Annotated in this window: 17 protein-coding genes and 1 tRNA gene; 8 read left to right on the top strand and 10 right to left on the bottom strand. The window is 59.3% G+C overall.

Annotated features, from left to right (window positions below):
• The first annotated feature begins 201 nt into the window (after positions 1-201).
• A complete protein-coding gene (locus JFU11_RS17415) occupies positions 202-651 on the top strand; it encodes a carboxypeptidase regulatory-like domain-containing protein (protein ID WP_123721651.1) in 450 nt (149 codons plus the stop codon).
• A gap of 84 nt (positions 652-735) precedes the next feature.
• Here the strand turns inward: JFU11_RS17415 and JFU11_RS17410 are convergent.
• The 5 genes from JFU11_RS17410 to JFU11_RS17390 all read right to left on the bottom strand — a co-directional run bounded on the left by JFU11_RS17410 (position 736) and on the right by JFU11_RS17390 (position 4,961).
• A tRNA-Phe gene (locus JFU11_RS17410) sits at positions 736-811 on the bottom strand.
• A 103-nt stretch (positions 812-914) separates the two neighbouring features.
• Positions 915-1,187: an oxidative damage protection protein gene (locus JFU11_RS17405; RefSeq protein ID WP_007897448.1), complete on the bottom strand. Its 273-nt coding sequence runs from the start codon at positions 1,185-1,187 to the stop codon at positions 915-917.
• Positions 1,184-2,251 (bottom strand): A/G-specific adenine glycosylase, encoded by a 1,068-nt coding sequence (mutY, locus tag JFU11_RS17400; protein WP_123721636.1) that lies wholly within the window; start codon positions 2,249-2,251, stop codon positions 1,184-1,186. Before mutY ends, JFU11_RS17405 begins: the two co-directional genes overlap by 4 nt.
• Positions 2,248-4,479, bottom strand: a complete 2,232-nt coding sequence (locus JFU11_RS17395) for an AsmA family protein (RefSeq protein ID WP_123721635.1) — start codon at positions 4,477-4,479, stop codon at positions 2,248-2,250. Before JFU11_RS17395 ends, mutY begins: the two co-directional genes overlap by 4 nt.
• Positions 4,480-4,556: 77 nt before the next feature.
• Positions 4,557-4,961, bottom strand: a complete 405-nt coding sequence (locus JFU11_RS17390) for an acetyl-CoA sensor PanZ family protein (RefSeq protein ID WP_123721634.1) — start codon at positions 4,959-4,961, stop codon at positions 4,557-4,559.
• A gap of 266 nt (positions 4,962-5,227) precedes the next feature.
• On the opposite strand from JFU11_RS17390, the gene JFU11_RS17385 reads away from it, so the two are divergent.
• The 7 genes from JFU11_RS17385 (at position 5,228) to JFU11_RS17355 (ending at position 11,052) form a co-directional block, all read left to right on the top strand.
• Complete coding sequence (locus tag JFU11_RS17385; protein ID WP_123721633.1) at positions 5,228-6,889, top strand: OFA family MFS transporter; 1,662 nt, start codon at positions 5,228-5,230, stop codon at positions 6,887-6,889.
• Between the two features lie 284 nt (positions 6,890-7,173).
• Entirely contained in the window at positions 7,174-7,767 is a 594-nt protein-coding gene (gene hisB, locus JFU11_RS17380; RefSeq protein ID WP_007939452.1) for an imidazoleglycerol-phosphate dehydratase HisB, read from the top strand.
• Positions 7,767-8,405: an imidazole glycerol phosphate synthase subunit HisH gene (gene hisH, locus JFU11_RS17375; RefSeq protein ID WP_008068774.1), complete on the top strand. Its 639-nt coding sequence runs from the start codon at positions 7,767-7,769 to the stop codon at positions 8,403-8,405. The genes hisB and hisH overlap by 1 nt, the downstream gene beginning before the upstream one ends.
• Complete coding sequence (locus JFU11_RS17370) at positions 8,406-8,663, top strand: DUF2164 domain-containing protein (RefSeq protein WP_008024930.1); 258 nt, start codon at positions 8,406-8,408, stop codon at positions 8,661-8,663.
• 42 nt (positions 8,664-8,705) lie between these two features.
• A complete protein-coding gene (gene hisA, locus JFU11_RS17365; protein ID WP_123721632.1) occupies positions 8,706-9,443 on the top strand; it encodes a 1-(5-phosphoribosyl)-5-[(5-phosphoribosylamino)methylideneamino]imidazole-4-carboxamide isomerase in 738 nt (245 codons plus the stop codon).
• Between the two features lie 9 nt (positions 9,444-9,452).
• Complete coding sequence (gene hisF / locus JFU11_RS17360; protein ID WP_007897430.1) at positions 9,453-10,223, top strand: imidazole glycerol phosphate synthase subunit HisF; 771 nt, start codon at positions 9,453-9,455, stop codon at positions 10,221-10,223.
• 73 nt (positions 10,224-10,296) lie between these two features.
• Entirely contained in the window at positions 10,297-11,052 is a 756-nt protein-coding gene (locus JFU11_RS17355; protein WP_123721631.1) for an ABC transporter substrate-binding protein, read from the top strand.
• Positions 11,053-11,055: 3 nt separating this feature from the next.
• On the opposite strand, the gene JFU11_RS17350 is transcribed toward JFU11_RS17355, so the two are convergent.
• The 5 genes from JFU11_RS17350 to gpmI form a co-directional block, all read right to left on the bottom strand.
• Positions 11,056-12,294, bottom strand: coding sequence for a trypsin-like peptidase domain-containing protein (locus JFU11_RS17350; RefSeq protein WP_201061499.1), 1,239 nt, complete (start codon positions 12,292-12,294; stop codon positions 11,056-11,058).
• A 104-nt stretch (positions 12,295-12,398) separates the two neighbouring features.
• Entirely contained in the window at positions 12,399-13,196 is a 798-nt protein-coding gene (locus JFU11_RS17345) for a divergent polysaccharide deacetylase family protein (RefSeq protein WP_201061497.1), read from the bottom strand.
• A 1-nt stretch (position 13,197) separates the two neighbouring features.
• Positions 13,198-14,517, bottom strand: coding sequence for a S41 family peptidase (locus tag JFU11_RS17340; RefSeq protein WP_123721628.1), 1,320 nt, complete (start codon positions 14,515-14,517; stop codon positions 13,198-13,200).
• Between the two features lie 31 nt (positions 14,518-14,548).
• A complete protein-coding gene (locus JFU11_RS17335) occupies positions 14,549-15,847 on the bottom strand; it encodes a murein hydrolase activator EnvC (protein WP_123721627.1) in 1,299 nt (432 codons plus the stop codon).
• A 252-nt stretch (positions 15,848-16,099) separates the two neighbouring features.
• The gene (gene gpmI, locus JFU11_RS17330; protein WP_201061495.1) at positions 16,100-17,629 is read right to left on the bottom strand and encodes a 2,3-bisphosphoglycerate-independent phosphoglycerate mutase; all 1,530 of its coding nucleotides are present in this window, start codon (positions 17,627-17,629) and stop codon (positions 16,100-16,102) included.
• Between the last annotated feature and the right edge of the window lie 64 nt (positions 17,630-17,693).

Below are 17,693 nucleotides of genomic sequence, written 5' to 3'. Positions count from 1 at the left end.
ATGCCGGGCGTTGCTGGTAAATCGGAAGGAAAGGCGAATTTGCTTTGCAGGACCGGGCCGACGGCAGCCCATGTATGAGGAGCACATCATGTAGTCCGATTCGCAGTGAGCCCAAGTGCTAATCGATCTAAAACTTGAACATTCGGTAACAAATCTAAAAAGAGTAACGATTGGGTTCTGCGTAACCCGGGAGTCGCCATCATGAAGAACGTCCATTCATTCATGCTGCCCATCGCCGCCGTCGGCGTACTGATGTTTCCAGTCATGCTTAACGCGGCCAGTCTTGAACCGATCGACAGCACAGGCGTGCAAGTCCAGCAGCAACAGCAAAACGGGATTACTTACCTGTCCGGGGGGATCGGAGAGGATGAGGCTCGAGCTATTCAACAAGCGCAGGGCTACAACCTGCACATGACTTTCTCCATCGGGGCGGAGGGCAAATATGTTCCGGATGTGAATCTGGTCATTCAGAAAGATCCGGGGCAACCCGTGCTGACGCTGAGCGAAGCCGGCCCGTTGGTTTATGTTCAGCTGCCACCTGGCAAGTACACCGTCGTCGCGACACGCAATGGTGAGGAACGGCGTGATACGGCGGAGGTAGGAAGCGGCGCCGCTCGCAATCTTGTCTTCCACTGGAATACTGAAAACTAGCCCAAGAGAGACGCTTGCACGATGCCTGATCAAATCGCGGGCATAAAAAAACCCTGAATCTTGCGATTCAGGGTTTTCGGTATTTGGTGCCCAGAGACGGAATCGAACCGCCGACACGGGGATTTTCAATCCCCTGCTCTACCGACTGAGCTATCTGGGCAACGGGGCGCATTAAACTGGTTTTTCAGGGGGTCGTCAAGAAAGTTTTCAAAAAAATTTTAATTATTACCGTCGCTTACGATCCGACCCCCGAAAAAACGGGATTATTCAGCGGGCGGAACGTAGCCTTCGGCCTTGGCGTATTCCTCGCCGGAAAAGAACTTGTCCATCTCGCCTTGAAGATATTTGCGGTCTTCGGCGTTCATCATGTTCAGGCGTTTTTCGTTGATCAGCAGGGTCTGGTGTTTCTGCCAGTCGGCCCAGGCCTTGGCCGAGACGTGGTCAAAAATGTCCTGACCTTTTGCACCCGGAAATGGAGCGCGCTCCAGGGCGGGCAATTCTTCTTTGTACTTGCGGCACATGATGGTGCGGGTCATGACGACTCTCCTGCGTTCAATACGGCGGCCGCGCGTTCGAGCAAGGTTTTGACCGGGGCGGCAAGGCCCAGGCGCGGCGGGGTGGCGAGGTTATACCAGAGCCAGTCGGCCTCGGCCACGTGATGGCCGGCCTCTTGGACCTGAACCAGCCAGGGTTCGATGGATAACTGAAAGTGGCTGAAAGTGTGCACCAGGTTCGGCAGTGCCTGTTGGTTGCCCAATTCCAGCGAATGCTGCGAAGCCAGATGTTGCAGGTCGTCGAGGTCGTCGAGTTCCGGCAGGCTCCAGAGACCGCCCCACAGGCCCGTGGAAGGGCGACGGTAAAGCAGAATCGCCCCTTCGCCGTTGGCGAGCATCGGCATCAGCGTTCGCTTCTGTGGCACGGCTTTGCGCGGCTTGGGGATCGGGTAGCGGGTTTCCAGGCCGAGCATGTGCGCCTCGCAGCCCTTTTCCAGCGGGCAGAGCAGACAGCTCGGTTTGCTACGGGTGCAGAGCGTGGCGCCCAGATCCATCATCGCCTGGGTGTAGGCGTTGACCCGATCATGTGGCGTGAAGCGCTCAGCGTTGGCCCACAGCTGTTTGGCAACCTTGGGCTCGCCCGGATAACCCTCTTGCGCGGTAAAGCGCGCCAGCACCCGTTTGACGTTGCCATCGAGGATCGGCGCCCGCAGGCCCATGCTCAGGCTGGCAATCGCGCCGGCTGTGGACAGGCCGATACCCGGCAGACCTGTGAGCTTTTCCACATCACGGGGAAACTCGCCGCCATATTCGGCAACGACAATCTTCGCGGTTTTCTGCAGATTGCGCGCGCGGGTGTAGTAACCGAGACCGGTCCACAGGTGCAGCACTTCGTCTTCCGGCGCGGCGGCCAGAGCTTCGACCGTTGGTAGCGAAGCCATGAAACGGTCGAAGTAATTCAGCACGGTGCTGACCTGGGTCTGCTGCAACATGATTTCCGAGACCCACACCCGGTAAGGGGTGATGCCCTGTTGCCAAGGCAAATCGTGGCGGCCGTGGCGGTCGTACCAATCCAGCACCGCCGTTGAAAACTGCTCGGCTCTCATCGCTTGAACAGCCCCTTGAGCGCGTTTTTCAGTTCCGGGCTGACTTTATCGCCAAGCTTCTCGTCGATTTTTTCGCTGATCCGCTCACCGGCCAGTTTGCTCGCGACTTGTCCCATGCGTTCGTTGTCGACGCGGCAAGCCTTGGCACCCAGTTCCAGCGGGCCACGGCAGCGCAGTGGCCACTCGATGCCGATGAAGCGCTCGCTGACCTGGCAGGCCGGGTCCGGCATGTCGCTCTTGTCGCCTTCGACGATGACGCCGACGCGGTAATCCATGCCCAGCACCCGCAGGTCGATGTCGCCGTTACCGTTGACGGTCATGCCCGGGATGCGCACTTTCAGGTCGGGGTTGCTGGCCACGCCGTTGTGGAAGGTCAGGTTGCCCTTGAGCTCTTCGAACGGTGTGTCCTTGCCCCGTGGCTCGCCCGTGAGGGTTTTGCGATTCAGGGTGGCGATGCCTTTGCACAGTTGCTGCTCAAGGTTGGCATTGAGCAGCACGCCGTTGTTGATGACGAAACTGGCATTGCCGTTGAGGTTATCGATCAGCACGCTCTGGCTATTGCCGCTGCTGGTCAGCGCGCTATCGAGCGTAACCAGGCCTTGGACCGGTGGATTTTTCCCCTGGCTTTCGAGGATTTTTTCTACAGGCACTTTGCTGATGCGCGTCTGCATGTTCAGCGCCGGCACTTGCTGGCGCACGTCCAGGGTACCTTTGGCTTCGAAGTTGCCGTCGTACAGGTCGCCGCGCAGGTTCTCCAGCGTCAGCAGGCCGCCTTGGCCGGTGGCCTTGAGTGCAGCATTCTGAATCGGCAGTTTGTCGAGGGTCAGCTGGCCGAAGGTCAGGTCGGCGTTCACGTCGAGTTTGCTCAGGCGTTCCACCGGCAACAGACGCTCGGTGCTCCACGGGCCTTTGGTCGGTGAGGGCGGCAGCGGTGAACTGCCTGCGCCAGCCATGGCCTCGCTCTCGGTGCTGGCCACTTCGGCCTGACGCACCTGCTTCGCGCTGTTGGCTTCGGCGGATTTTGGCGGCAAGTAACGATCGACGTTGAAGGTGTCAGCCTTGAGGTTCAGTCGCAGCGATTGCTTGGCGAAGTCCTCGACAGCGATGCGGCCGCTGAAAGTGCTGTCATCGAGCTTCAGGTTGAGGTTGTCGAGGGTCAAACTGGTCGGCGTGCCGGCAACCTGGCTGGCCAGTTCGACTTTGCTCAGGCTGCCTTCGGCCATCGCCGGGAGTTTCTGGCCGATGCTGTCGACGAATTTCGCCAGATCGAACTGGGCAATCGACAGGCCACCGCTGATTTGCGGGGTCTTGTCGAGGTCGTTGGCCTTCAGTTCGCCCAAGGCGCGCAGCTGGTTGGCGGAGATTTTGATGCCGGTCCATTCGGCGACGTTGGCGGCCTTGTCCAGCAGCAGCTGGCCTTGAGCGGCGAAGGTCATGGTTTTGCCTTGCAGCGGATCGCCAGCGACTTCACCGGAGAGTTTCATGTCTTCGAATTTGTAGCGCTGCAGCGCACGCTCGAAACGCAACTCGCCGGCCAGCTCGGTCCGCACCCGCAGCACCGGTTGGTTGGTACCGAGGAACGCGGTGAGTTTGACCGGGATGTTGGTCGAGTCGTGCACGGGGCCAGTGCTCAGCTGGATGCTTTCGGCGCTGAACTGCTTGCCGGTTTTCTCGTCGCTGTACTCAACGCGGGCGTTGTTGACGGTCAGGCTGTCGATGTCCAGGCGGATCGGCTGGGCCGGTTTTTCTGCCTGGGCGGTAGTGGTTGGTGCAGGTTCGCCGGTGGCGGGCGGCGTGACCGAGGTCGTCGAGGTGGCAGGCGCCGGGACCTTGCCGATGTCTTCCCAGTTACCGTGGCCGTCCTTGTCGCGGTTCAGGCGCAGGCTCAGGCCTTCGACGCGCACATCGCTCATCTGCACTTCGCGGCGCAGCAGCGGAATCACGCGGACCGACAGGCCAAGCATCTGCAAGTCTGCGAACGGTTCGGCAGGCTTGGCCAGGGTTGCAACACTGGCTTCGTGCAATTCCAGGCCCAGCCAGGGAAACAGGCTCCAGCCGATATCGCCATTGAGCGTCAGCTCGATGTGGGCCTTGTCGCGGGCAATCTGGCGAATCTCGTCTTTATAGTCGTTGGGATCGAAGAGGTGGGTCAGGGCAAAGCCCAGCGCCACAATGATCAGCAACAGCCCGAGAAGTACCAGACCCAGGATTTTGCCGAACGCTTTCATGGGCGAGTCCTTGTATTAGTCGAATTCGAAATTTAGCCGGGGAGTATAGCGCTCCGAAGTGGCTGACCGGTCAGCGATCACATCGGGAGCTCATCCAGCGGCACCTTCAGCTTAGCTGCCAGCGCTTGAGCTTCGAGGTGCCCGGCAGGCGCCAACAGCCGCAATGTCGCGCCTGATTGCGACGCCATTTTCTGCGCTTCGTTCACCAGGCGCTCGGCAACCCCACGACGACGGGTGATTTTTCGTACGCATAAATGGGACAGATGCCAGACGTCGTTGTGCTGTTGCAAACGTGCCGCACCCAACAGCCGATCGTTGAAACGTCCGGCGATCAGCGAACCGTCCTGCAGGCAGTCTTCGATCAGCTGCATCTCCCCAGTGAATGGCGCAAACAGCCAGTCCGGGGCGTCGCGGTAGATCTTCTGCAGATCTTGCTGATCCTGATATGTGGCTTGGTTCAGCAGTTCGACAATGATCGGCATGATGCTTCCTTTGAAAAGTTAATCCGGCCCCTACGTGTGAAAACATGTTCTTGCGGTTGTACGAGAACAGATGACATACAAAAGGTGATATCAGTTTGGTTTTTCTGTCACGTGCAAATGGTAACCTCTGCCCGTTCGTCCGTCCCTTCTGCGGCGTGATGTCGCACCAAAATGGAGCTTCACCTAAAAAACAGTCATGCCTGCGTGCATTAAGGCTGGGGGTGAAGAACGGCTGGCGAACAATACTAATAATTGGGGGAAACACCATGACTACGAGCATCACGGCGGACGGCTTTGCCGACCAGCCCGCGTTCCTGTCCAAGGAACGCATCATCGCCAAGCCCGGTTTTAACCGTTGGCTGGTACCACCGGCCGCTCTGGCCATCCACCTGTGCATCGGCATGGCCTACGGCTTTTCGGTGTTCTGGTTGCCGTTGTCCAAAGCCCTGGGCGTCACCAAGGCCGTGACTTGCGCGCCGGACATGAGCTTCATCGCTCAGGTCTTTTCGTCTCAATGCGACTGGCCGATCTCGATGCTCGGCTGGATCTACACCCTGTTCTTCATCTTCCTTGGCTGCTCGGCAGCAATCTGGGGCGGTTGGCTGGAACACGCAGGTCCGCGCAAGGCCGGTGTGGTGTCGGCGCTGTGCTGGTGTGGCGGTCTGCTGATTTCGGCGTTGGGGGTCTATACCCACCAGATCTGGCTGATGTGGATCGGCTCCGGAGTCATTGGCGGTATTGGCCTGGGCCTGGGTTACATCTCGCCGGTCTCGACCCTGATCAAGTGGTTCCCGGACAAGCGCGGCATGGCCACAGGCATGGCGATCATGGGCTTCGGCGGTGGCGCGATGGTTGGTGCTCCACTGGCTGCAGCGCTGATGGGCCACTTCGCTTCGCCAACCAGCGTGGGCGTATGGCAGAGCTTCCTGGTAATGGCCGCGATCTACTTCGTGTTCATGATCGGTGGCGCGTTGTCCTACCGCGTTCCGCCAACTGGCTGGAAGCCTGAAGGCTGGACTGCTCCGGCGAAAAAAGCTTCGAACTCGATGATCACTCACCGTCACGTCCATGTGAATGTGGCGTGGAAAACCCCGCAATTCCGTCTGGTGTGGCTGGTGCTGTGCCTGAACGTTTCGGCGGGTATTGGCATCCTCGGCATGGCTTCGCCACTGCTGCAGGAAGTCTTCGCCGGTAAATTGCTGGGCACCGACCAGACATTTGGTCAGCTGGATGCCGGGCAACTGGCCTCGATCGCAGCGATTGCGGCCGGTTTCACCGGTTTGCTGAGCCTGTTCAACATTGGTGGCCGGTTCTTCTGGGCTTCGTTCTCGGACTACCTGGGTCGCAAAAACACTTATTTCGTGTTCTTCGCCCTCGGTTTCGCGCTGTACGCGCTGATCCCGAATCTCGGTCACCTGGGCAACGTTGCGCTGTTCGTGGCGGCGTTCTGCATCATTCTGTCGATGTACGGCGGTGGTTTTGCGACGGTGCCGGCTTACCTGGCTGACTTGTTCGGCACGCAAATGGTCGGCGCGATCCACGGTCGTCTGCTGACGGCGTGGGCGGCGGCGGGTGTGTTGGGGCCGGTGTTGGTGAACTACCTGCGTGAATATCAGCTGAGCATCGGCGTTGAGCGTGCCGCGGCTTACGACATCACGCTGTACATCCTCGCGGGCCTGCTGGTGCTGGGTTTCCTGTGCAACCTGATGGTTCGCCCGGTGGCCGACAAGTACTTCATGACCGACGCTGAACTGGCGGCCGAACAGGCGCTGGGCCACGACAAGGGTGCTGACGCCAGCACCGTGCTGGAGTGGAAAGCGGATGCGGGCACCAAGCCGTTGGCGGTGGCTGCGTGGTTGGTGGTGGGCATTCCGTTGGCATGGGGTGTTTGGGTGACGCTGCAGAAAACCGCAGTGCTGTTCCACTAAGAGACGTTTTGTGCCTGGCATGTGTTGTATCAGGCACATTGGTTTTATGCCCGAAAAGATCGCAGCCTTCGGCAGCTCCTACGGTCAGCGTTCACATCACATTGTGTGGACGCGGTCGGTGTAGGAGCTGCCGGAGGCTGCGATCTTTTGCTTGTACTGACATGTCTATCCCCGACGGCAGGGGATTCACTCCGTCAGTGATATCACCTCTCGTGTTTCTGTTTAGCGCCCGCGACCCTATAATGGCTGCCTTTTTCGCCCCAATGATTTTTGCGGAGCTGGTGATGGCCGAACGTATGGCGTCTGTCGAGCGCGACACTCTGGAAACCCAGATCAAAGCCTCGATCAACCTGGATGGCACCGGAAAGGCCCGATTTGATATCGGTGTACCTTTTCTTGAGCACATGCTGGACCAGATCGCCCGTCACGGGCTGATCGACCTGGATATTGTCAGCAAGGGCGACCTGCATATCGACGACCACCACACGGTGGAAGACGTCGGTATCACCCTGGGTCAAGCCTTCACCAAAGCCATCGGCGACAAGAAAGGCATCCGTCGCTATGGCCACGCCTACGTGCCGCTCGATGAAGCGCTGTCGCGTGTGGTGATCGACTTCTCCGGCCGTCCTGGCCTGCAGATGCATGTTCCTTATACCCGCGCTACCGTCGGCGGTTTTGACGTTGACCTGTTCCAGGAATTTTTCCAGGGCTTCGTCAATCACGCCAACGTCACCCTGCACATCGACAATCTGCGTGGGCACAACACCCACCACCAGATCGAGACCGTGTTCAAGGCTTTCGGCCGCGCCCTGCGCATGGCCGTAGAGCTGGATGACCGCATGGCCGGTCAGATGCCGTCGACCAAAGGCGTTCTGTAATGCAGACGGTCGCGGTTATCGATTACGGCATGGGCAACCTGCACTCGGTGGCCAAGGCTCTCGAGCACGTCGGTGCCGGCAAGGTGCTGATCACCAGCGATGCCGATGTGATTCGCGAAGCCGATCGCGTGGTATTTCCCGGCGTGGGTGCGATTCGCGATTGCATGGCGGAGATCCGTCGCCTGGGCTTCGACTCGCTGGTGCGTGAAGTCAGCCAGGACCGTCCGTTCCTCGGCATCTGCGTGGGCATGCAAGCCTTGCTCGACAGCAGTGAAGAGAACAACGGCGTGGACTGCATTGGCTTGTTTCCGGGCCAGGTGAAGTTCTTCGGCAAAGATTTGCACGAAGACGGCGAACACCTGAAAGTCCCGCACATGGGCTGGAACGAAGTGAAGCAGACGGTAGAACACCCGCTGTGGCACAACATTCCGGACCTGGCGCGTTTCTACTTCGTGCACAGCTACTACATCGCTGCCGGCAATGCGCGGCAGGTGGTGGGTAGCGGTCACTACGGTGTCGATTTCGCCGCAGCGCTGGCCGACGGCTCGCGTTTCGCCGTGCAGTTCCACCCGGAGAAGAGCCATACCCATGGCCTGCAATTACTGCAGAACTTCGCCGCGTGGGATGGTCGCTGGTAAATGGCCGTCAAGAAGAAGCCGCCGATCCTGACCCTCACTCCCGAGCAGGAGAACGAGGCCAATCACAAGATCAAACGCTTCATGGAAGATCGCTTCGAACTGGACCTGGGTTCGTTCGAAGCGGCTGAAATCCTTGAGCTGTTTACCCGCGAAATTGCTCCGCACTATTACAACAGGGCGATTTTCGATGTGCAGACGCACCTCAAAGAGAGGTTCGAAAGCATCGAAAGCGACCTGTGGGCGCTCGAGAAAAACTGATTTCCGAGCGAAGCTGAATACTCGAATTTGAAGGTTTGCCAGATGCTGATTATTCCCGCTATCGATCTCAAAGACGGTGCCTGTGTTCGTCTGCGCCAGGGCCGCATGGAAGATTCCACGGTGTTCTCCGATGACCCGGTGAGCATGGCTGCCAAGTGGGTGGAAGGCGGTTGCCGCCGTCTGCATCTGGTCGACCTGAACGGTGCTTTCGAAGGCCAGCCGGTCAACGGCGAAGTGGTCACCGCCATTGCCAAGCGCTATCCGAACCTGCCGATTCAGATCGGCGGCGGTATCCGCTCCCTGGAAACCATTGAACACTACGTGAAAGCGGGCGTGAGCTACGTGATCATCGGCACCAAAGCCGTGAAAGATCCGGCTTTCGTTGCTGAAGCCTGCCGCGCGTTCCCGGGCAAAGTGATCGTCGGCCTGGATGCCAAAGACGGTTTTGTCGCCACCGACGGCTGGGCTGAAATCAGCACCATCCAGGTGATTGACCTGGCCAAGCAATTCGAAGCCGACGGCGTGTCCGCGATCGTTTATACCGACATCGCCAAAGACGGCATGATGCAGGGCTGCAACGTTACGTACACCGCCGCCCTGGCTGCTGCGACGAAGATTCCGGTGATCGCTTCAGGCGGTATCCACAATCTGGGTGACATCAAGTCGCTGCTCGACGCCAAGGCGCCAGGCATCATCGGCGCCATCACCGGCCGGGCGATTTACGAAGGCACCCTCGATGTCGCCGAAGCGCAAGCTTTCTGCGATTCGTACAAAGGCTGAGGACTCACCATGGCGCTGGCCAAACGCATCATCCCTTGCCTGGACGTGGATAACGGCCGGGTGGTCAAGGGCGTCAAGTTCGAGAACATTCGCGATGCCGGCGACCCGGTGGAAATCGCCCGTCGTTATGACGAGCAAGGTGCCGACGAGATTACCTTTCTCGACATCACCGCCAGCGTCGACGGTCGCGACACCACGCTGCATACCGTCGAACGCATGGCCAGCCAGGTGTTCATCCCGCTGACCGTGGGTGGCGGCGTGCGTACCGTGCAGGACATTCGCAACTTGCTCAATGCCGGTGCGGACAAGGTCTCGATTAACACCGCTGCGGTATTCAACCCGGAATTCGTCGGCGAAGCGGCCCAGCATTTCGGCTCGCAATGCATCGTCGTCGCCATCGACGCGAAGAAGGTTTCCGGTCCGGGCGAAACCCCGCGCTGGGAAATCTTCACCCACGGTGGTCGCAAGCCAACCGGCCTCGACGCCGTTGAGTGGGCGAAGAAGATGGAAGGCCTCGGTGCTGGTGAAATCCTGCTGACCAGCATGGACCAGGACGGCATGAAAAACGGCTTCGACCTGGGCGTCACCCGCGCCATCAGCGATGCGCTGGGGATTCCGGTGATCGCGTCCGGCGGTGTTGGCAACTTGCAGCACTTGGCCGACGGCATCCTCGAAGGCCACGCCAGCGCGGTGCTGGCGGCGAGTATTTTCCACTTCGGCGAATACACCGTGCAGGAAGCCAAGGCTTACATGGCTCATCGCGGCATCGTGATGCGCTAAACAGTACAGGCCAGTGGACAGTATGGCGGGCTCAAGGCACTCTTGGGCACGCCATGGATTCCGGTAGCCCGACATGCTTAAACGTCTTCTTCTTGTCCTCGCCAGCGCTTCTCTGTTGCTCATCAACGGAGCTCACGCCGAAGAAAATCCCGGCACTGGTCTGGTGTTGCTGACGGAAAACTTCCCGCCGTACAACATGGCCAAGAACGGCAAAAATTTCGCTCAGGACGAGAACATCAACGGCATTGCCGTGGACATTGTCCGTGAGATGTTCAAACGCGCCGATATCACTTACAGCCTGACGCTGCGTTTCCCTTGGGAGCGAATCTACAAACTCGCCCTGGAAAAGCCTGGTTATGGCGTGTTCGTGATGGCACGGTTGCCGGACCGCGAGAAACTCTTCAAGTGGGTCGGCCCTATCGGCCCGGACGACTGGATCCTGCTGGCCAAGGCCGATAGCAAGATCACCCTCGAGTCGCTGGAGCAGGCGCGCAATTACAAGATTGGGGCTTACAAGGGCGATGCGATTGCCGAGACACTGGCCAAGCAAGGACTGAAACCGATTGTTGTGCTGCGGGATCAGGACAACGCCAAAAAACTGGTCAATGGCCAGATCGATTTGTGGGCCACCGGTGACCCGGCAGGCCGCTACTTGGCGCGTCAGGAAGGCGTGAACGGGCTCAAGACAGTGCTGCGCTTCAACAGCGCCGAGTTATACCTGGCGCTGAATAAAGACGTACCGGACGAAACCGTCGCCAAGCTGCAAGCCGCACTGGATCAACTGCGCAAGGAAGGCGTGGTTGACGAGATCATGGGGCGCTATCTGTAGCAATTACCTTGATGTGGTCTGAAGCGTGGCGTCCGGCGTCGCGCTCAAGTACACGGCACTTGTAAACACGTTATTCAACGTCGCTCTTGTCAGCTGCTGTTCCCCTGAGGCGACGCCGATAATGCACAGTGCATGTGCGCCGCTTTGTGGCCCGATTTCAGTATTGATGTAAGCATCTTCAGCGCTGGTGGCGGCGCTGTAATTGTCGGGGGCCTCGCAGTCCCTGGCGTTATGGACCGTTTTATAGCGATAGAAGGGTGCCTCGAGGGAAAACCTGAAATCCCACGTAGGCAATACGATCTGCCCCTCCGCATTTTGCGTTCTATGAACGTATGACTTGAGCTTCCAGGGCTCAGTGACAGTCAGCTCGACCGGCTCCAGCGAACAGTCCGCCCCATCGCTGGTGAAGACACCGTCGATAAAGCACTTGTGCAGAAAGTTGGCCGAGTAGCTGTAGTTGAAACGGGCGGCCTTGCAAGACGTCGAGTGCTTACAATCGGACAGCGCTGGTGTATTGCGGGAGGCCATGACTTTACTGACGATGCCGGTGATTTCGTTGGTGCGGCGATTCAGCATCGGGCTACCGGAGCCGCCAGCGTAAAGGTCGCAGCTGTTTTTCATGGCTAAAGGGAACACCCCGGGATGATCGATGAACGTTCCGGCGGTTTGTTCAGCACAGGCGCTCAATCGAAGCCCCTGTTCGGTAAAGCCGCCCGGCGCGCCAATGTTAAGCGCATCCTGACTCTCGTAGGTTTGATGGGACGCCAGCTTGAGCGGGTTGACCCCGGCCTGTATCAGCGACGCCAATGTCGCGTCGACCTCGAGTACTGCAAGATCGGTCCCGACCAGGCTGCTCCATCGGGCAGTCCGTATGGCGTAACGGCGCTTACGCTGTGGCATGTCATGAAAGTAGTGGAAGGTGACGCTGGCTTTCAAAGGCAGATTGGTCCGCGCCGAACCGTACTCAAAGAGCACGCAATGACCGCTGGTGAGCAGGTAAGCAGGGTCAGTGGCTCGACCTTGCCTGTTTCGCGTATCCAGTAGAACGGCGCTGCAGGTCTCGCCCGATTGGAGACTGAGTCGTCCCACGCCGCTCCAGATTTCATAAAAATGCTCACTGTTTTGCAGAGCTCTTGAAGGGGAATCGTTGATGGCGCCTTCGCCCAAATCGCGGGCCTGCACTGCGGAAATAGCCAGCAGGCCAATCAGGCTGGCGAAGCAAAAGAAGCTGAGATATTTCATGTCCATTCCTTGGTGATGAAATTCGGGGTGAGCGCTATCGTGGCACGCGTCTGTGTGCCGACAGGTATAAATAGTTATCGCGAAATGGAGTGGGCCGCGAGAAATTACCGGGCGGTCGGGAGGTGGTACTGACCATCCTTGCCGTGCGCTGCCGTTGCACGATTGCCGCGCACGCTGATCATCTGTTTGATATCGATCCAGTCAATGCCCTGAGCCTTGAGTTTGGGCAATTCACGTTCAAGCACCGCCAATGTCTGCGGATACGGATGCCCGATCATCACCGCAGAACCTTGCTTTCGCGCCAGGCTGATAGCCGTCTGTAGCTGAGTAAAAATCGCGGCTTCAGTGGGCTCGTCATCCAGGAACACATCCCGCGAAACGCTCGCCAGACCAATCTTCTGCGCTTCGGCGGCCGCCACGGTTTGCGCGCTGGTGCGGCTGTCGACGAAGAACTTGTGCCGACGTTGCAAGTCCGCCATCAGCCAAGCCATGGCCGGTTGCTGAACGGTCATGCGGCTGCCCATGTGGTTGTTGATGCCAGCGGTATACGGCACAGCCTGGAACGCCGCGTTCAGGCGCTTTTCGAGCTCTTCGATGGGCAACTCGGGATGCCAGGCAAACGGCCCGGTGGCAGGGTCCATGGGCATGTGAAGGATGACGATCTTGCCGGCGCGATGGGCTTCGTGGGCGAATTCGGTGGCATGGGGTGTGTCGGGCATGATTGCCGCGGTGACCGGGCCGGGCAGGGCCAGCACGCGGCGATCCCGGGGCAGGTTCTGCCCCAGGTCATCGATGATCAGGCTCAGATAAGCCTTGTGAGGTGTGGCCGCTGTTGTGGCTGGCGCCGCGTGAGCGACACCCGCCAGACAGCACAGCAGACAGAGGAGCAACCGCAGGCGCATCTCAGCGGCCGGAGGTGATGCTCAGCCCTTTGAGCAGGCTCAGGGCCTGGGCCAACTGGTAATCGTCATCCTGCGGCATGGCCTTGGCTTTGCCAGCGGAACCGGTCGGTTTGTCGGCGCCGCCGTTACCGTTGCCCAGGTGACCTTGCAGATCGGCTTCCTTGAAGTATTCGCCGTCCTGCTCGTTGGTGATCTTGGCCTTGCGCACTTCGATGTCCGGGACGATGCCCTGCGCCTGAATCGAGCGGCCGTTCGGCGTGTAGTACAGCGCCGTGGTGATTTTCAGTGCACGTTCGTTGTTCAGCGGCAACACGGTCTGGACCGAGCCTTTGCCGAAACTGGTGGTGCCCATGACCACTGCGCGTTTCTGATCCTGCAGGGCGCCAGCAACAATTTCCGAGGCCGAGGCGCTGCCGCCGTTGATCAGTACGACCAATGGCACGGCTTCGCTTTCGTCCTTGCCGGTGGCGGAGAAGCGCAGTTCGGAGTTGGCGATACGGCCCTTGGTGTAGACAATCAGGCCTTTGGTGATGAAGTGGTCGACCACTTCCACCGCCGATTGCAGCACGCCGCCCGGGTTGTTACGCAAGTCGAGGACGATGCCGCTGAGCTTCTTGCCGTTGTCCTTGCGCAGCTTGGCCAGGGCCTTGGAGACCTCTTCACCGGTCTTGACCTGGAACTGGGTAATGCGGATGTAACCGTAGCCGGACTCCAGCAGCTGGCTCTTCACGCTTTTCACTTGAATGATGGCGCGGACCAGGGTCACGTCGAATGGTGCACCGCCATCGCGTACCAGGGTCAGGGTGATTTTCTGGCCGATCTTGCCGCGCATCTTGTCGATGGCTTCGGTCATGCTCTGGCCGCGAGTCGGCTGGCCGTTGATCTTGACGATGAAGTCGCCGGCTTGAATGCCAGCCTTGGAGGCCGGGGTGTCATCGATGGGCGAAACCACTTTGATGAAGCCATCTTCGGCGCCGACTTCGATGCCCAGGCCGCCGAATTCGCCGCTGGTGCTTTCCTGCAATTCAGCGAAGTCTTCCGGGCCCAGGTAGGCGGAGTGCGGGTCGAGGTTGCTGAGCATGCCTTTGATGGCGTTTTCCAGCAGGGTCTTGTCGTCCACCGGCTCTACATAGGCTGCCTTGATCCGGTCCATGACTTCGGCAAAGGTGCGCAACTCGTCCAGCGGCAATGGCGCCTTGGTGGTCGCAGCGGTGCCGGCAGGTGCGACCACCGGAGCCGGTTGAGCGGCAAACGCCAACGGAGCGCCGATCACCAGGGCAATCGTCAGGGCCAGCGAGGTAAGGCGGGACAAATACAGCATGTCGAACGAACTCCTGAAGTAGATGGCGTGCTTATCCTTGCGCACGGCACCATTGCGCCGGATCACTCGGGTGACCCTGCTGACGAATAGCAAAATACAGCGCTGGTGTGTCCTGCCCGCCACTGCTACCGACAGTGGAGATGGACTCACCGGCTTTTACCACGTCACCCGCAGACTTGAGCAGCGTCTGGTTGTGACCGTAAAGACTCAAAAAACCGTTGCCGTGGTCGAGAATCACCAACAACCCGGCGCCCCTCAGCCAGTCGGCAAACACCACGCGGCCGCCGTGAACGGCATGCACCTGGCTGCCGGCGGAGGCGCTGATCATCACGCCGTCCCATTTGGTGCGGGCATCGTCGCCACGGCTTTCACCGAAGCGCGCCAGCAGTCGACCATCAACCGGCCATGGAAGTTTGCCGCGAGTGGAAGCAAAGGGGCCGCCAAAGGTTTCGCCTGAACTTGAAACCAGTGCGCCGGGTGTCGATTTAACGGGTTTGCGTGGGGCGTCGGTTGTCTCTGCATCTGCAGCAGCCTGAGCCTCACGTAAACGCTTTTTTTCGGCTTCCTGCTGGGCGATCAGCGCTTTTTGCCGCGCTTCTTCTGCCTCTCGGGCCTGACGGGCCAGGGTTTCTTCAATGGTTTTAAGGACTTTAGACAGATCTGCCTGATCCTGCTCGCGCGCCGCCAGTTTCTGGTCGCGGGCTTTCACATCGTCGTTGAGCTTGGCCAGGACTTGCTGACGCTCCTGGCGGACCTTGTCGAGTTCGTCGCGCTGGCTGTCGAGGCTGCTTTTCTGCACCAGCAATTGCGCTTGCTGCAGGCCGATGTCTTTCTCGACATTGGCCAGTTGGCGCAGGGTTTCATTGAAATTCTTCAGCTGCTCCAGGCGGGCCTGGCTCAGGTAGTCGTAATAGGTGAGGGTGCGGGCGAATTTTTCCGGGTTCTGCTGGTTGAGCAGCAGCTTGAGGTACTCCTGACGGCCATTCTGATAGGCCGCGCGGGCCTGGATGGCGATCAGTCGTTGCTGTTCAATGCGCGCGCTCTGGAGTTTTTTTTTCTCACCATCGAGTCGCTGCAGCTCGGATTCGCTTTTCTTCAGCTCTTTTTGCAGGGCTTCGACCTGCTTCTCGAGCTTGCCCATCTCGGTTTCGGTGCCCTTGAGGTCTTTCTGCACCCCGGATTTTTCTTCCTGGAGTTTACCCAGCAGTTTCTTCAGCTCGGCAATGTCCTGACGCGTGGCGTCCAACTGTTGTTGGGTTTGCGTGCGCTCGTCGGCAAAGGCCGGTTGAAGCAGGCAAGTCAGGGCAAGGGCTATCAGGACGCGAAGCATAGAGGCGGGCGACACCAGGGAAAGGGACGGCCTAGTATGCCCGCCAAGCGCAGCAAAAAAAATGCCCAATTGGGGTTGTGTGATAACTGGAGTGGGGTTCAGGGGTAATTAGTCTTCGAAACCACCACAAACCACTGTGGGAGCGGGCTTGCCCGCGATGGCGTCCTGACATTCAACATAGAAGTTGGCTGTCAGATTGCTATCGCGGGCAAGCCCGCTCCCACAGGGTGTGGCGTCGTCAGATGGATCTGATCAGACCAGAATCGAAGTCCCGGTCATCTCCGCCGGCTTCTCAAGCCCCAGCAACATCAGCATGGTCGGCGCGACATCCGCCAGCACGCCACCGCCGCGGACCTTGAAGTCACGCTTGCCGACATAGATGAACGGCACTGGCTCGGTGGTATGCGCGGTGTGCGCCTGGCCAGTGGATGCGTCGGACATTTGCTCGACGTTGCCGTGGTCAGCAGTAATCAGGGCTTCACCGCCGACTTTTTCCAGCGCATCGACAATACGGCCGACGCACAGGTCCAGGCATTCAACTGCTTTGACAGCCGCGTCGAATACACCGCTATGGCCGACCATGTCGCCGTTGGCGTAGTTGACCACGATCACGTCGTAACGCTGGTTTTCAATGGCATCGACGATGCGGTCGGTGACTTCCGGGGCACTCATCTCGGGCTGCAAGTCATAAGTGGCGACTTTCGGCGACGGGATCAGGATGCGTTCTTCGCCCGGGAACGGTTCTTCGCGACCGCCAGAGAAGAAGAAAGTCACGTGGGCGTACTTCTCGGTTTCGGCGATGCGCAGCTGCGTCTTGCCGTTTTTCGCCAGGTAGTCGCCCAGCACGTTGTCCAGGCTGCTCGCGGCGAAGGCCGACGGCGCGGGGATGCTGGCGGCGTATTGGGTCAGCATGACGAAACCGGCCAGTTTTGGCTGGCGAGCACGTTCGAATTCCTTGAAATCGTCTTCGACGAACACGCGGGTCAGTTCGCGGGCACGGTCGGCGCGGAAGTTCATGAAGACTACGGCGTCGCCGTCTTCGACTTTCACCGGTTCGCCGATGGAGGTGGCTTTGACGAATTCGTCGCTCTCGCCACGCTCGTAAGCGGCTTGCAGGCCTTCCTGTGCGGTGGCGGCATTGAATTCGCTGCTGCCATCGACAATCAGGTTGTAGGCCTGGGACACGCGATCCCAACGGTTGTCGCGGTCCATGGCGTAGTAACGGCCAATGATGCTGGCGATCCGGCCTTTGCCGAGGGCTTCGAAGGTCGCGTCCAGCAACTCGATCGACGACTGGGCGCTTTTCGGTGGCGTATCGCGGCCATCAAGGAAGGCGTGCAGGTAAATTTTCTCGGCGCCGCGCTTGTAGGCCAGTTCAGCCATGGCGACCAGGTGGTCCTGGTGGCTGTGAACGCCGCCATCGGACAGCAGGCCCATGAAGTGCACGGCTTTGCCGGCAGCAACGGCTTTATCCACCGCGGCGCAGATGGTCGGGTTCTCGAAGAACTCGCCGTCGCGGATCGCTTTGGTCACACGCGTGAAGTCCTGGTACACCACGCGGCCGGCGCCAAGGTTCATGTGACCGACTTCGGAGTTGCCCATCTGGCCGTCCGGCAAGCCGACGTCCATGCCGCTGCCCGAGATCAGGCCATTTGGCACAGTGGCCCACAGGCGGTCCAGTACGGGCTTCTTCGCCGCAAAGATGGCGTTGGATTCAGGGCTCTCACTGTGACCGAAGCCGTCGAGAATAATCAGGACCAAAGGTTTAGGCGTCGTAGTCATGGATTCCACTCGTGGCTGAATTAAAAGAGGCGATGGAAAAGGGAGTGGCAGTTTAAAGCGAAGT

Source organism: Pseudomonas sp. TH37 (genome assembly GCF_016650735.1).
Classification (GTDB): Bacteria; Pseudomonadota; Gammaproteobacteria; order Pseudomonadales; family Pseudomonadaceae; genus Aquipseudomonas; species Aquipseudomonas farris.
This window is presented reverse-complemented; position numbering and strand designations above follow the sequence as displayed.

What these genes read in the sequence shown, in the direction of transcription:
- hisA (WP_123721632.1), top strand. Translation starts at nt 8,706, where the DNA reads ATGCTGATTATTCCCGCTATCGATCTCAAAGACGGTGCCTGTGTTCGT.
- JFU11_RS17390 (WP_123721634.1), bottom strand. Translation starts at nt 4,961, where the DNA reads ATGCCGATCATTGTCGAACTGCTGAACCAAGCCACATATCAGGATCAG.
- JFU11_RS17415 (WP_123721651.1), top strand. Translation starts at nt 202, where the DNA reads ATGAAGAACGTCCATTCATTCATGCTGCCCATCGCCGCCGTCGGCGTA.
- gpmI (WP_201061495.1), bottom strand. Translation starts at nt 17,629, where the DNA reads ATGACTACGACGCCTAAACCTTTGGTCCTGATTATTCTCGACGGCTTC.
- JFU11_RS17405 (WP_007897448.1), bottom strand. Translation starts at nt 1,187, where the DNA reads ATGACCCGCACCATCATGTGCCGCAAGTACAAAGAAGAATTGCCCGCC.
- hisB (WP_007939452.1), top strand. Translation starts at nt 7,174, where the DNA reads ATGGCCGAACGTATGGCGTCTGTCGAGCGCGACACTCTGGAAACCCAG.
- JFU11_RS17385 (WP_123721633.1), top strand. Translation starts at nt 5,228, where the DNA reads ATGACTACGAGCATCACGGCGGACGGCTTTGCCGACCAGCCCGCGTTC.
- mutY (WP_123721636.1), bottom strand. Translation starts at nt 2,251, where the DNA reads ATGAGAGCCGAGCAGTTTTCAACGGCGGTGCTGGATTGGTACGACCGC.
- JFU11_RS17350 (WP_201061499.1), bottom strand. Translation starts at nt 12,294, where the DNA reads ATGAAATATCTCAGCTTCTTTTGCTTCGCCAGCCTGATTGGCCTGCTG.
- JFU11_RS17370 (WP_008024930.1), top strand. Translation starts at nt 8,406, where the DNA reads ATGGCCGTCAAGAAGAAGCCGCCGATCCTGACCCTCACTCCCGAGCAG.
- hisH (WP_008068774.1), top strand. Translation starts at nt 7,767, where the DNA reads ATGCAGACGGTCGCGGTTATCGATTACGGCATGGGCAACCTGCACTCG.
- JFU11_RS17395 (WP_123721635.1), bottom strand. Translation starts at nt 4,479, where the DNA reads ATGAAAGCGTTCGGCAAAATCCTGGGTCTGGTACTTCTCGGGCTGTTG.
- JFU11_RS17340 (WP_123721628.1), bottom strand. Translation starts at nt 14,517, where the DNA reads ATGCTGTATTTGTCCCGCCTTACCTCGCTGGCCCTGACGATTGCCCTG.
- hisF (WP_007897430.1), top strand. Translation starts at nt 9,453, where the DNA reads ATGGCGCTGGCCAAACGCATCATCCCTTGCCTGGACGTGGATAACGGC.
- JFU11_RS17355 (WP_123721631.1), top strand. Translation starts at nt 10,297, where the DNA reads ATGCTTAAACGTCTTCTTCTTGTCCTCGCCAGCGCTTCTCTGTTGCTC.
- JFU11_RS17345 (WP_201061497.1), bottom strand. Translation starts at nt 13,196, where the DNA reads ATGCGCCTGCGGTTGCTCCTCTGTCTGCTGTGCTGTCTGGCGGGTGTC.
- JFU11_RS17335 (WP_123721627.1), bottom strand. Translation starts at nt 15,847, where the DNA reads ATGCTTCGCGTCCTGATAGCCCTTGCCCTGACTTGCCTGCTTCAACCG.